The sequence below is a fragment of the Thioalkalivibrio sp. ALM2T genome (assembly GCF_000381505.1).
Classification (GTDB): Bacteria; Pseudomonadota; Gammaproteobacteria; order Ectothiorhodospirales; family Ectothiorhodospiraceae; genus Thioalkalivibrio; species Thioalkalivibrio versutus.
Window position 1 is genome coordinate 243,771 of the sequence record NZ_KB906556.1, and the last position, 12,655, is coordinate 256,425.

A 12,655-nucleotide genomic window follows, 5' to 3' on the forward strand; every position below is an offset into this window, starting at 1 on the left:
GCTTTCCTCGAAAATGATTCAAAGCCTTCATAATACCTGCCTTGTCGACCCTCCGGGGTCGTATCCCCCTAGCCTTACAGGATGTGACGATGACGCCAGCGCTGGAGATTCGCGGGCTTAAGAAGACCTACAAGAACGGATTCGAGGCCCTCAAGGGCATCGACCTCGAGGTGGCCCCGGGCAGCTTCTTCGCCCTGCTGGGCCCCAACGGGGCCGGCAAGTCGACGACCATCGGGATCATTACCTCGCTGATCAACAAGACCGCCGGCACGGTCAAGGTCTTCGGCCATGACGTGGATACCGACCTGCAGGCAGTGAAGCGCTCCATCGGGCTGGTCCCGCAGGAGTTCAACTTCAACAATTTCGAGCCAATTGGCGAGATCGTGGTCAATCAGGCCGGGTACTACGGCATCCCCCGGCGCGAGGCCTGGAAGCGCTGCGAGCACTACCTGAAGGAGCTGGGGCTCTGGGAAAAGCGCAAGGACATGGCGCGCACGCTCTCCGGCGGCATGAAACGCCGCCTGATGATCGCCCGCGCCCTGGTCCACGAACCGCGCCTGCTAATTCTCGACGAACCGACCGCCGGGGTCGATATCGAGCTGCGGCGTTCGATGTGGGACTTTCTTACCCGTATCAACACCGACGGGCGCAGCATCATCCTGACCACGCACTACCTGGAAGAGGCGGAGACGTTGTGCCGCAACATCGCGATCATCGATGACGGTGCGATCATCGAGAACACCACGATGAAGCAGCTGCTGGCCAAGCTCGAGACCGAGACCATGGTGCTGGATCTAAGCGAGCCGCCACCCGGCATCCCGCTGGATTCCCCGATTGCCCTGCGCCAGGTGGACGAGATGACGCTGGAGGCGGATATCCGCAGCGGTCAGCACCTGAACGACCTGTTCCGGGTGCTGGATCAGGCCGGCATTCGGGTACAGAGCATGCGCAACAAGGCCAATCGGCTGGAGGAACTCTTCATCCGCATGACCCGCCCCGGCCAGGACCCCAGCCATCTGACCCCCGGCGCCAGCGGGACCACCGAGCAGCCGGAGAATCAGGCATGAGCGACTCCCATCTGCGCGATTACTGGACCGCCTTCCGGACCATCGTCAGCAAGGAAGTGCTGCGCTTTGCCCGGATCTGGGTGCAGACGGTCCTGCCCCCGGTCATTACCACGGCGCTGTACTTCATCATCTTCGGGGGGCTGATCGGCGAGCGCATCGGTGACATGGAAGGCTACCGTTACATGGACTTCATCGTCCCGGGGCTGATCATGCTGGCGGTGATCACCAACAGCTATTCCAATGTGGTGTCCTCGTTCTTCGGCTCCAAGTTCCAGCGCCACATCGAGGAACTGCTGGTCTCGCCCATCCCCAACAGCGTGATCATCCTCGGGTTCGTCTTTGGCGGCGTGGCGCGGGGCCTGGCGGTCGGCGTGGCCGTCCTGCTGGTCTCGCTGTTCTTCAGCCCGCTCAGTATCCACAACCCCGGCGTGATGCTGATCATCGTGCTGATGACGTCCATCCTGTTTGCCCTCGCCGGGCTGATCAACGGTGTCTTCGCGCGCACCTTCGACGACATCGCCATCGTCCCAACCTTCATCCTGACGCCGCTGACCTATCTGGGCGGCGTGTTCTACTCAATCAGCCTGTTGCCGGAGTTCTGGCAGGGCGTGTCCATGCTGAACCCGATCCTCTACATGGTCGACGCCTTCCGTTACGGCAGCCTGGGCCATAGTGACTTCCCGATCGCCATGTCCTTTGCCATCATTGCCGGCTTCATTGCAGTCATGTACGGGGTTGCGTTGGTCCTGCTCAATCGGGGCGTAGGGATTCGATCCTGAGACACGCAAGCCGCGAAACTCCGGGAGACCGCCTTCCGACGCTGTTTATTGCCCGAAAAAACGTGGTATAAAGCGGAAACTCTGCAGGGCAACAGCCATATGGGTAACAACAGAAAGACTTTGCATTTCTTTCTGGCGGGCACCGCCGGACTCACCATTCTGGTGGGCACCAGCCTGCTTCTTGCCTCCCAGCCCTCCGAGACGTCCCAACCGCTGCAAATCGGCGCCGGCAACCCGCTCCCCGCATCCCAGCTCGCGCTCGCGCATACGGACCATCCGGCTGGCGGCGCGTCGATACGGACGGCGCATAGTGCCGCATTCGAGGGTGGCGCCCAGACTGTGGCTTTTGCCTCCGACCTGCCGGGCGAGCCCGCCGCGGATTACGACGACGCCGCAATCGACCCGGACGCCGAGGCCCCGACCTCCTACGAGACCTTCGATCTCGACGGCGATTCCGATGCCGTCGCTGACTCTGACGTGGACGCCGAAGCCACGGACACCGATTGGTACACCCACACCCTGCAGAAAGGCGAGCGCCTGACGGGTCTCTGGGAACGCGAATGGGAACTCCCCCTGGCGACCCTCTACCGCCTTCTGGAAGACGACGACAACGCCTCGATCCTGAACCGTGTGCGCCCCGGTCAGGAGATCGAATGGCAGGTCGACGATGAGGGCTACCTGACTCGCCTGCGCCTGTGGACCGACCGGGCCCGCGGGCATGAGTGGGTCCGCGAGGCCGATGGCTGGGAGTTCGAACTCGGCGAAGTCGAGAACGGCCGCGAAGTCAGCCACCTGATCATTACGGCCGAAATCGACGGCAACATCGCCAGCGCCTTGACCGAACGGGCGGATATCTCCGCGCGTGCGGCCAACGCCCTGGCCGTACTGCTGGACCGCTACCTGCCGGTGCGCACCCACGCCCGTACCGGCGATCAGTTCACCCTGCTGGTCGAGCAGGAGACCCTGGTAGGCGACGACACCCCGCTCAACCTGCGTCTGCTGGCATTCGACTACGAAGGCGAGCGCATCGAGATCCGAGCGGCGCGCAACGTCAACGGGCGCTTCTACACCCCGGATGGCGAAAGCCTGCTGCCCCCATTCGATCGCCGCCCGTTCTCCGGCAACTATCGCATCAGCTCCAGCTTCAACCCGAACCGTCGTCACCCGGTGACCGGGCGCGTGGCCCCGCACCAGGGGACGGACTTCGCCATGCCAATCGGGACTCCGATCCAGGCACCCGCCGACGGTCGCGTAACCCGCGTCGAAAACCACCCGTATGCCGGTCGCTTCATCGTGATCGAGCACGGTCAAGGCTACTCCACCCGCTACCTGCATCTGGACCGCCAGCTGGTACGCCCGGGGCAGACCGTCGAGCGGGGCGACCGCATCGCATTGTCCGGCAATACCGGTCGCAGTACCGGGCCGCATCTTCACTACGAGATCCACGTGAACAGCCGACCCCAGAACCCGATGCGCGTGGAACTGCCGGAAAGCGACGCCCTGGAAGGCGAAGAGCTCGACCGCTTCAAGTCCATCAGCCAAACCCTGCTGGCCCAGCTGGATAACGGACAGCGCAACCAGCAGGTGGCGTTCACCCCGTTCGAACAATTGGCCCGCTAACCTCCCATTACGGCCCGTCTCGCGCAATCGCGCCGGGCGGGCTGTTACGGTCCGGTCCTTGGCGACACCCTTGCTCTCCCCCCCCTTGCTCGACTGGGCACGCCTCGAATGGCGTGACGGACAGCCTTTCGCCGCCGACTACGGAGACGGCTACTTCGGCTCCCGCGATCCGCATGCCGAGGTACGCGAGGTCTTCATTGAGGCCAACGACCTCGCCCGGCGCTTCCGCCAGTGTCAGCGCTTCGTGCTTGCCGAGACCGGCTTCGGGAGCGGGCTCAACCTCTTGCTGGCGCTGCAGGAGTGGCGACGCCACGCGCCCCCCGGCGCCTTCCTGTCCCTGTTGAGCCTCGAGGCCCACCCGCTCGCACCCGCCGACCTTGCGGCCCTGCACCAACGTCTGGGCCTCGACAATGCCGACGCCCGCCAACTACGGGCTCAATATCCACCACCGGTTCCCGGACTCCACCGAATCCAGTTCCCCGAGGCCGGGGCCGCGTTGACCCTGGGCCTGGGTGACGCCGCTCCACTTCTTGCGCAGATCCGCGGCACCGTGGACGCCTGGTTCTTTGACGGGTTCGCGCCGCGCAGCAATCCCGCTCTGTGGAACACCGGGGTGTTCCGGCAAGTGGCGCGGCTTTCCGCGCCGGGTACTACATTCGGCACCTACACCGCAGCCGGTCAGGTTCGACGCGACCTGGAGAGCACGGGGTTCAAGGTGGGCCGGGTGCCGGGGCATGGCCCGAAACGGGAGCGTCTCGTGGGGACCCTTCGGGAGCCCCAGTCGCCCACGAAGTCAGCACCCTGCGCGGTACCGCAACGTGTCGCCATCGTGGGGGCCGGCATTGCCGGGCTCAGCGCCGCCCATGCCCTTCAGGCGCGAGGCGTGGAGGTCAGGGTCTTCGACCCGAACGGTGCCGGCGGTGGTGCCTCCGGCAACCCAGCCGCCGTCCTGCTACCGAACCTGCACCCCCGGGACGGGGAGCTGAATACCCTGGCACTCGCGGGGATGCGCCGTACCGGTTTCCTTGCCGACCAGCTCGACCCGACCGGCGCATACGGCATCCGGCTGGCAACGGGCGTGTCCTTCCATGGCATCAGCGCCCACGGACGCAAGCGCGTGGAACGTCTGCTGAAAGCGGGTCCCGAACATGCGGCCCTTCTGTTCGACCCTGGCGGGCCCGGTTGCACCACGGACCCTCACATCTACTACCCAGACGGTCTGGCGATCGACATGCGGGCCCTTTGCCAGGCCGTGGCCCACGGCCTGCCGCCCCTGCGCATGGAATCCGTACAGGCGCTGAAGCCGTCGTCCAACGCCGGTACCGTGCAGGTTGAGAGCGATACCGGGTCTGAAGACTTCGACGCGGTCGTAGTGGCGACGGCCGCCGGCGATGGCACCACCTTGTGCCCGGAACAAGCGGGTATCTCCACGGTAACCGGTCAGATGACCCGGGTCCGTGCGGCCTTCCCCGATTGGGGTGGCTATGTCGCAACCGGTCAGGGCTACTGCATCCCGGGAGACGACGGCACCGCCTGGATCGGCGCGACCTATCGCCGCACGGAGGCCCCAGGGGCCGAAAATGAACGGTCCCCTCAGGCCGAGGATGATCAGACCAATCTGCGGCATCTGGCCTGGGTGCCAGGGCTACAGGATGCTCAGGCAGTCGAGATCCTCGCGCAATGGACCGGGGAACGCGCTGTGGTCCGCGATCGCCTGCCGCTGGTCGGGCGCAGCCGGCTGGATCCCGGTGGCCGGGTGCTGTTGAGCCTGGCGCATGGCTCGCGCGGTCTGCTCTACGGCCCGCTGGCCGGCGAATGGCTGGCCGATCATCTGCTGGGTCTGATCGAGCCCCTCGAGGCGCATACCGCGGCACGGTTCGCCCCGGCGCGTCACTCCGTGCCCGATTCCGGCGCCGCCTCCGACACGTAGGCCACGTCGTTGCGTCCGGCGGCCTTGACGCGGTACATCGCGTGGTCCGCGGCCATCATCAGGTCCGCCAGGCGCTGACCATCTCGGGGGTAGAAGGCGACCCCGATACTGCACGAGAGGCTCTCCTCCACCGGTTCCATATGGCCCGGGTGCAACTCGAATGGCTGGCGGAAAGCCGCCTGCAACCGTTCAATCAGCCTCCCGGCCTCCTCGCGTCGATTCAACGGCGCACTCAGTACGATGAACTCGTCCCCGCCCAGGCGCACCAGCAGGTCATCCGAACGCAGACTGGCCGCAAGCCGTTGCGCCAGCTGGCGCAGGAGTTCGTCCCCTACGGCATGGCCGTACCGATCATTCACCGGCTTGAAACGGTCCAGGTCAATGAACAGCAGCGCCAGTTGTCCCTCCTTGCGATCCGCTCGCGCCGCAAGCCGCGGAAATGCCCGATCCAGCGCCGCACGATTCGCGGTTCCGGTCAACGGATCCTCCCAGGCCAGGGCCTGCATGCGCTCTTCCAGCTGCTTGCGCTCGGTTACGTCCAGGGCGTGCCACACCACGGCCGACGAGCCTTCGAACGGTGCGTCGATTGGGCGTACCCGCGCCTCGTACCAGCGGGTTTCCTCCGATGATGTACGCGTCTCGCCTCCGTGGAACACGTTCGCCTGCAGGCGGTACTGAATCTCCTGCAATTCGCCTTCGCGCAAGGCGCGGCGCACGACGCCGGAAAAGCGCTGCGAGATCTCATCCGGCAGCAGTTCCGCCAGTGTGTGCCCGGCTGCCGTGTGCTGGGGTGCCTGGCCACGCCGCGCTTCGCCAAAGACCGCGCGAACGAGGCCGGTGTCGTCGATCACCAGGGCATCGCCGGGCATGGCCTCGAACAGCGCGTCCTGAAGATCACGGGCCTCGCTCAACGCGTTGAACAGCATTCGGTTGTCGTGTACATCCACAAAGCTCAACAGGAAGGCCCGCTGCCCTTCCCAGTCAATCGGCACCCAGCGCAGCAAATGAAACCGCTGAGCTCCGTCCGCCGTGTGGACGCGAATCTCGCGCCCGCGCGGATCCTCCAATGCCATGGAAAAATCGAGCTCCGGGGGAAGGCGCCGGCGATCGTCGGCCTGAATCACCCCCAGCGCCGACAGGGTCTGGCCAGGATCCGGCGACAGGCCGGTCATGCGGGTAAAGGCCGGGTTGGCCCAAAGGACCCGGCGCCCGGCGACCACCAGAGTGGCGTCCGCAAGACGATTCACAAGTCCCTGATAGCGTGTGAGGGCCTCCCGCCGCTGCCGGATACCCTCCCCCACGCGGAAGGTGTAGCCACTGACCGCAAGCAGCCCGACCACGCCCATCACCCACCAGGCGGCCGGCCGCTCCGTGGCCGATGGGTTGGGGACGGGGTGTGCAAGCATCTGCCACTGGCCCCCGGCAAACGTCACGTCGAGCGCGAGCGGCGCGCTGGCCACGTCGATCTGTTCAGGGTTGTAGAAGACCTCACCGTCGGCGCCGGTCCCGTCGCGGCCGCGCAGTGCCAGTTGCAGGTCGGGAGGGCGCGGTGCCAGACCCGCTTCGCTGAGGACCGTGTCGAAATCCAGCGCAATACTCGACAGTGTCCACGGATTGACGAGTTCCGGGGAACCTTCCGGATCAGTCAGGACTGGCGCGCGCACCAGAAGGCCCCGCCCGCCCTGTGCCAACGTCCAGGGACCCGCGACAACGGTTTGCCGCCTCTCCAGCACTTCTCGATAAGAAGCACCCTGCTCGGGATGTTCCGCCAGGTTAAGGCCGATTGCGCCCTCGTTGCCGTCGCGCGGGTAGACCAGCGCAAGGGTCTCGCCGCGCGCCAGCGTCAGGGAGCGAATCAGATCCGGCTGGCTGCGATAAAGACGGTTCGCTGCCCGATCGAAGTCGTCCTCGGTCAGGTCCGGGTGGACATAGGCATAGGCGGCAAGCCCGATCGTCGCATGGACCGTGCTATTCAGCACGCTTTCCAGTTGGGTCCGAAGGCTGCTCGCCTCCGAGACCACGGCTTGCTGATAGCGGTCGGCCATCTGCTGTTTCCAGCCCTGGTCGATGGCCACGAACAGCAGGGCAAACAGCAACCCGGCAATCAGTGCCGCCACCACCGGACCGCTGATATGCGGTTCGGTGGTACGGGCGTCGGTCGGCTGGGCCGCTGGCCGCGTTTCGGATCCTTCGATTGTGTCCGTGGACTGGGGCATGCCGGGCCTTTTCACAGGGACGCTCAGAACCCTACTATGCGCCTTTCCCGGGCCTGGCTGAACCGTTGCATGGACGCAACACGGACCTTCGCCTCACGCCTCGTGATCGAGCGTGCCCTCGGGCCCATCGTTCTGCCTCGTCCAGGTAGCCGCGAGACGTCGCTTCTCGGCGGGCGGCAGGCGTTTGATACGTTGTTCCTCGCGCAGTGCCTCGCCATGGCCGGGAAACACCTTCGCCCCCAGGAGCTGCTCCGGCGGGTACATGCGGGTGAAACGCGCCCCACGCCCCGCACGATGGGCGGCCAGGCGCGCCTCCAGCCGCGGTGTGACCCCGGTATAGACCCGGGCCCCGCGGCACTCCAGGAGATAGACGTACCAGGGTTGGGGGCTGGCCACGATCACACACCCGGCTAGAAATGATTGGTGGGGACGGCCGGAATCGAACCGGCACGGGCTTGCGCCCAGCGGATTTTAAGTCCGATGCGTCTACCAGTTCCGCCACGCCCCCGGAGCGGCCGCATCATACCGCGCGGCCCCGATCGCCGCACCCGCGGGAGCGGGCCGCACTATTCCGCGTCGGCGGCGGGAAGCTCCGCGACGGGTAACGGCACGTGCAGCGAGGCCGCGATCGCCCGCAACAGCTCCACCTCCGCGACCACTGTCTGGCCGCCATGCGTGATCGTGGCAAGCATCGCCGTGATCAGGGTCTGCTTGTCCGCCGGGCGCAGGGCATCCAGGGCCTCCAGCGCCCTATCCAGCCCCTCGGCCCAGGCGGCCTCATCGGCAGTCCGCTCCAGAGCTGCGGCAATGTCCTCGTCGGTGGGATCCTCGATCGCCAGGGCCAGAAGGCCCGCGCGCAGGGCTTCCCGCGCCTTGTCGGGGGCATCCGGATGGCCGTGGTGGGCGAGCACGGCCAGCGTGTCCTGCGCGTGGGTCGCGTGGCGAGCCAACCGGCCGCCTCCGCCCGCGCGCGCACGTTCGGGCTGCTCCAAGTCGCGCAACTGGCGCCGCAACAGACGGCCGGTCGCGTATTCGAACGCCGACACCCGGCCGTCGGCGCGGATCAGTTCGTCGATGAGGCCTTCCAGTTGCCGACGCTCCTCGCGTGGGCGATGGCGCAATACCGGAAAGCTCATCTCCAGCAGCGGAATGCGCAGGTCCGGACGCAGCTCGGGTTCGGCCTCCAGCAGGGTGCGGACGTGGGACTCGCTCTCCGCCCCCCGCGTGCCGGCAATCCGCAGGAGCTGGTGATCGCGTACTTCCGGATCATGACTGATCAGCAGGTACAACAAGACATCGACACCCCAGGCATCGGAATGCGCCGCGCGCTCCAGCGGCCCCGGCATCGCCGCCACCAGCAGCCCCGCCCCGAGGATCTGCGAAAGCCCCGGATCGCCGATGTTTTCCATTAGCCGCTCCGGGTTCAGGAGCAGGCCACCCGGGCGTTCCGTCGAACCGCGGTCGCGTTCCTCCGCCTCGGCCTGGGCCTCCTTTTCGACGCGACGCGCCTGGGCATCTTGTTGCATCTGCTCGCGGATGGTCTCCAGTTCCTCCGGCTTGAACCCCGGCTCGATCGCCTGGATACGCTGGACCAGCGGCGGATGGGTCGAAAACATCTGACTGACGGCCCCGGAGGCGAACAGCATGTGCCCGACCTCCTCGGTGTCCGCCCCAAGCTCGGTATGAGCGGCGCCGATCTTCTTGAGCGCTCCGGAAATACCCTCCGGCTGCCGGGTGAACTGCACCGCCGAGGCATCCGCCAGATATTCCCGCTGACGCGAAACGGATGCGCGGATCCAGCGTCCGAAGAACAGCCCGATATAGCCCACCACGATCAGCGCCACGCCCGCGGCGACGATGCCCCCGGCGTTGCGGTTATTGCGCGACAGGCTCATGGCAAGCAGCACACGCTGGCCAATCAGGGCCATCACCAGGATCCCGAACAGCATGCCCATCAGGCGGATGTTCAGGCGCATGTCGCCGTTGAGTACGTGCCCGAACTCGTGCGCCACCACGCCCTGCAACTCATCGCGGTCCAGTTGTTCCAAGGCCCCACGGGTCACGGCGATGGCCGCGTCGTCCGGCGAGTAACCCGCGGCAAAGGCGTTGATACCGGCCTCTTGTTCGAGCACGTAAACCTCGGGCACCGGCACGCCGGAGGCGATGGCGATCTCCTCCACTACGTTCATCAGGCGACGCCGCAGCGGGTCACGGGTATCGCCATCCACCCGCGTCCCGCCGAGTTCGCGGGCCACCGCCCCGCCGCCATCGCGCAGACCGAGCGTGCGGTAGAGACTGCCCAGGCCAATCAAGCCAACCGTCAGCACGGTCGTCCAGACCATCACGGCGACATTGCTGGCAAGAAACTCACGTGTCAGCCAGGGTTCGCCCGCAGCGACAGGCTCTGCCTGACCGAACACGACCAGCACGATGGCATTCATCACCAACACGATGGCGAGTACCGCCAGGCCGAACAGAAACAATAGCCAGCGCGTCCGGCGCTGCGCCCGGTCCTGATGCTCGAAAAAATTCATGACGCCCCAGGTATCAGGAGAAGTTCACTTGCACGGGCTCGCGCTTCTGCGGGTCCTCGATCTCCAGCAGCTGCCCCGGGCGGAACCCCAGGTTGTTGGCAATCAGGCTGTTGGGGAACATCTCGCGCAGGATGTTGTACTGCATGACGGCATCGTTGAAGGCCTGACGGGCATAAGCCACGCGGTTTTCGGTACTGGTCAGTTCTTCGGACAGCTGCATCATGTTCTCGTTGGCCTTCAGGTCGGGATAGCTCTCGGACAGTGCGAACAACCGCCCCAAGGCCCCCGACAGCCCCTGTTCCGAGCTCGAGAGCTTGCGCACGGCCTCGGTGTTGGTTGGATCACCGCCGACCTCCTGCAGGCTTTCCTTCGCATTGTTACGGGCCTGGATGACCGCCTCCAGGGTGTCGCGCTCATGACTCATGTAGCGTTCCGCAACCTTGACCAGGTTGGGGATCAGGTCATAGCGGCGGGTCAACTGCACGTCGATCTGGGCAAAGGCGTTCTTGTACCGGTTGCGCGAGGTCACCAGGCGGTTGTACGTCCACACCCCCCAGATCACCAACAGAACCAGGATCCCCAGTACCACCCAAGTCATATCCATCCCGCCACACTCCTTGATCGTCGACGAGCCGAGTGTACGCCGGAATGCGGGTAGCACGACAAGGCAGACGTTCACGATGGCGGTGTTTTATGCTGACCCCGGTCTCCTTCCGGAAGCACGCATGAATCTCTCCACCCTCCTCGGCATCCTTGGAAGTCTGCTGGTGTTCGGCAGCGTCATCGCGTTTTCCTCGCAGAATATCGACGCCTTCCTGAACCTGCCGGGCCTCGGCATCGTGGTAGGCGGCACCATCGCGGCCACGCTGATGAGCTACCCCTTCCACGAGGTGATGCGCGTGTTTCGCGCCGGCGCCAATGCGATTCGCGAGGAACGCTACGACGTCACCCAGGATCTCGAGGAGATCGTCCAGGTCTCGCGCTACTGGTTCTCCCAGAATCTGCGCCGCATCCAGGATCGCCTGGACCAGATCCGCAACCCGTTCCTGCGCACCGGCATCCAGCTGGTTATCGACGACACGCCGATGGACGATGTCTCCGATCTGCTGAACTGGCGCATGGCGCGACTGCGTGCTCGCGAACAGGCCGATGCGCAGATGTTCCGAACCATGGCCACCTATGCCCCGGCGTTCGGGATGCTCGGCACGCTCATTGGCCTGATCAACCTGCTGCTGACCACCGAAAACGACGATTTCACCGTCATCGCGGTGAACCTTGGCATCGCGCTGATCACCACGTTCTACGGCATCCTGCTCGCGAACCTGGTCTTCCGGCCCATCGCCATCAAGCTGGAGCGCCGGACCGAGGAGCGCGTGGTGCTGATGACCATGGTGCTGGAGGGCATCATGCTGATGCGCAAGGGACGCTCACCCGGCTACATCCGCGAGACCCTGCGCTCGTTCATGGAGAATCACAGCGACGAGATCCGCCAGGCGGCCCCGAATGGCGAAGAAGAGGCGGATACGGACGAACGCGCCAGCGGCGAATCCACGGAACGGCGCTGAAAACATGCCCGGAGCCAGCCCCTCCACCGCCGAACGCGCCGCGCTGCAGGCAGAGATGGATGCCCACGCCGCCACACGCCCGGAGCAGGCCTTTCTCGGTTCCTACCCGGGCGAACGCCAGCGCGACGACGAGCACGCCTGGATCCTGACCTATCTGGACGTTCTGACCCTGGTTATTGTGGTGTTCGTCATCATGCTCACCTTCATGGACCCGCGTGACGATGATCCAAGGGCGGTCTCGGCCAGCCCGATCGCACTGGCTCACCCGGACCGCAGCGCCCTCATCCAGCCACTGGTTCATCCCTCGCTTGTGAGCCTGCCCGACCTCGACGAGGGGGCGATCGATGCCCCCTCGGGCCCGGAGGCGGTCACGGAGCCGCCGCCGGAGCGGGAGACCGAAGGCGAGGCCGAGGCCGAGGCCGAGCACCTTCGCGCGCGCGCCCCCGAGGGTGTGGACGTCGTCGAGCAACCTGGACGGATGGAGCTGCGCATCCGCGACGACATCCTGTTCGGGACCGCCGAGGCAGACCTGCGCCCGGATGGCCAGTCACTGCTCCAGGACCTGCTCCCCATCCTGGAAGATCACCCGGGCACCATCACCGTGGAGGGCCATACCGACAACATCCCCATCGCGACCGAGCGCTTCCCGTCCAACTGGGAGTTGTCCTCCGCGCGCGCCAGCGGGGTCGTACGCTACCTGGTAACCCGCGGGCTGGTACCGGATCAGCTGCGCGCCGTGGGGCGTGCCGACACCGTGCCCATAGCCGCCAACGACCATCCCCAGGGCCGCGCGGAAAACCGCCGGGTCTCCCTGATTCTCGAGACCGATAGCCCCTGACGCCTTCGGAACGCGCCCGGCACCCGGTCCTGCTGTTTGTCCCGAGCCCGCGCCCAAGCGCCGGCATTTGACGCCGAGGCGCCTACCCTAGAAGCTATACCTCGTT

At 65.8% G+C, this 12,655-nt stretch carries 11 protein-coding genes and 1 tRNA gene; 6 read left to right on the plus strand and 6 right to left on the minus strand.

The annotated features are described in order from the left end of the window. Nucleotides 1–89: 89 nt before the first annotated feature. Both F816_RS0101085 and F816_RS0101090 read left to right on the plus strand, forming a co-directional pair. On the plus strand, nucleotides 90–1,067 hold the full coding sequence (locus F816_RS0101085) for an ABC transporter ATP-binding protein (RefSeq protein WP_018937562.1): 978 nt from the start codon (nucleotides 90–92) through the stop codon (nucleotides 1,065–1,067). Next, nucleotides 1,064–1,846 (plus strand): ABC transporter permease, encoded by a 783-nt coding sequence (locus F816_RS0101090; protein ID WP_019593169.1) that lies wholly within the window; start codon nucleotides 1,064–1,066, stop codon nucleotides 1,844–1,846. The genes F816_RS0101085 and F816_RS0101090 overlap by 4 nt, the downstream gene beginning before the upstream one ends. A 45-nt stretch (nucleotides 1,847–1,891) precedes the next feature. On the opposite strand, the gene F816_RS15030 is transcribed toward F816_RS0101090, so the two are convergent. Beyond that, entirely contained in the window at nucleotides 1,892–2,113 is a 222-nt protein-coding gene (locus F816_RS15030; protein WP_231363378.1) for a hypothetical protein, read from the minus strand. Here F816_RS15030 and F816_RS0101095 point away from each other — a divergent pair. Both F816_RS0101095 and mnmD read left to right on the plus strand, forming a co-directional pair. Then, on the plus strand, nucleotides 2,009–3,466 hold the full coding sequence (locus F816_RS0101095) for a peptidoglycan DD-metalloendopeptidase family protein (RefSeq protein ID WP_231363373.1): 1,458 nt from the start codon (nucleotides 2,009–2,011) through the stop codon (nucleotides 3,464–3,466). The two genes, F816_RS15030 and F816_RS0101095, sit on opposite strands and share 105 nt — an antisense overlap. 85 nt (nucleotides 3,467–3,551) lie before the next feature. Beyond that, nucleotides 3,552–5,396: a tRNA (5-methylaminomethyl-2-thiouridine)(34)-methyltransferase MnmD gene (gene mnmD, locus F816_RS0101100; RefSeq protein ID WP_019593171.1), complete on the plus strand. Its 1,845-nt coding sequence runs from the start codon at nucleotides 3,552–3,554 to the stop codon at nucleotides 5,394–5,396. Here mnmD and F816_RS0101105 read toward each other — a convergent pair. The 5 genes from F816_RS0101105 to F816_RS0101125 all read right to left on the minus strand — a co-directional run bounded on the left by F816_RS0101105 (nucleotide 5,357) and on the right by F816_RS0101125 (nucleotide 10,750). Beyond that, complete coding sequence (locus F816_RS0101105; RefSeq protein WP_019593172.1) at nucleotides 5,357–7,612, minus strand: diguanylate cyclase domain-containing protein; 2,256 nt, start codon at nucleotides 7,610–7,612, stop codon at nucleotides 5,357–5,359. The genes mnmD and F816_RS0101105 overlap by 40 nt on opposite strands. A gap of 93 nt (nucleotides 7,613–7,705) precedes the next feature. After that, the gene (locus tag F816_RS0101110) at nucleotides 7,706–8,014 is read right to left on the minus strand and encodes a GIY-YIG nuclease family protein (protein WP_019593173.1); all 309 of its coding nucleotides are present in this window, start codon (nucleotides 8,012–8,014) and stop codon (nucleotides 7,706–7,708) included. A gap of 19 nt (nucleotides 8,015–8,033) precedes the next feature. Further along, nucleotides 8,034–8,120: transfer RNA gene (locus tag F816_RS0101115), tRNA-Leu, on the minus strand. A 58-nt stretch (nucleotides 8,121–8,178) separates the two neighbouring features. Beyond that, complete coding sequence (locus F816_RS0101120; protein ID WP_019593174.1) at nucleotides 8,179–10,146, minus strand: M48 family metallopeptidase; 1,968 nt, start codon at nucleotides 10,144–10,146, stop codon at nucleotides 8,179–8,181. A 13-nt stretch (nucleotides 10,147–10,159) separates the two neighbouring features. Beyond that, nucleotides 10,160–10,750, minus strand: coding sequence for a LemA family protein (locus tag F816_RS0101125; RefSeq protein ID WP_018145650.1), 591 nt, complete (start codon nucleotides 10,748–10,750; stop codon nucleotides 10,160–10,162). Nucleotides 10,751–10,871: 121 nt separating this feature from the next. Between F816_RS0101125 and F816_RS0101130 the strand changes: the two genes are divergently transcribed. Together F816_RS0101130 and F816_RS0101135 are read left to right on the plus strand one after the other, a co-directional pair. Beyond that, a complete protein-coding gene (locus F816_RS0101130) occupies nucleotides 10,872–11,711 on the plus strand; it encodes a motility protein A (RefSeq protein WP_019593175.1) in 840 nt (279 codons plus the stop codon). A 4-nt stretch (nucleotides 11,712–11,715) separates the two neighbouring features. Then, on the plus strand, nucleotides 11,716–12,549 hold the full coding sequence (locus tag F816_RS0101135) for a flagellar motor protein MotB (protein WP_019593176.1): 834 nt from the start codon (nucleotides 11,716–11,718) through the stop codon (nucleotides 12,547–12,549). The last annotated feature ends 106 nt before the right edge of the window (nucleotides 12,550–12,655 follow it).

Bases quoted from the DNA above. Each gene is read 5' to 3' on its own strand.
- F816_RS0101085 (WP_018937562.1), top strand. From the start codon at position 90: ATGACGCCAGCGCTGGAGATTCGCGGGCTTAAGAAGACCTACAAGAAC.
- F816_RS0101090 (WP_019593169.1), top strand. From the start codon at position 1,064: ATGAGCGACTCCCATCTGCGCGATTACTGGACCGCCTTCCGGACCATC.
- F816_RS15030 (WP_231363378.1), bottom strand. From the start codon at position 2,113: ATGCGCGAGCGCGAGCTGGGATGCGGGGAGCGGGTTGCCGGCGCCGAT.
- F816_RS0101105 (WP_019593172.1), bottom strand. From the start codon at position 7,612: ATGCCCCAGTCCACGGACACAATCGAAGGATCCGAAACGCGGCCAGCG.
- F816_RS0101120 (WP_019593174.1), bottom strand. From the start codon at position 10,146: ATGAATTTTTTCGAGCATCAGGACCGGGCGCAGCGCCGGACGCGCTGG.
- F816_RS0101125 (WP_018145650.1), bottom strand. From the start codon at position 10,750: ATGGATATGACTTGGGTGGTACTGGGGATCCTGGTTCTGTTGGTGATC.
- F816_RS0101130 (WP_019593175.1), top strand. From the start codon at position 10,872: ATGAATCTCTCCACCCTCCTCGGCATCCTTGGAAGTCTGCTGGTGTTC.
- F816_RS0101135 (WP_019593176.1), top strand. From the start codon at position 11,716: ATGCCCGGAGCCAGCCCCTCCACCGCCGAACGCGCCGCGCTGCAGGCA.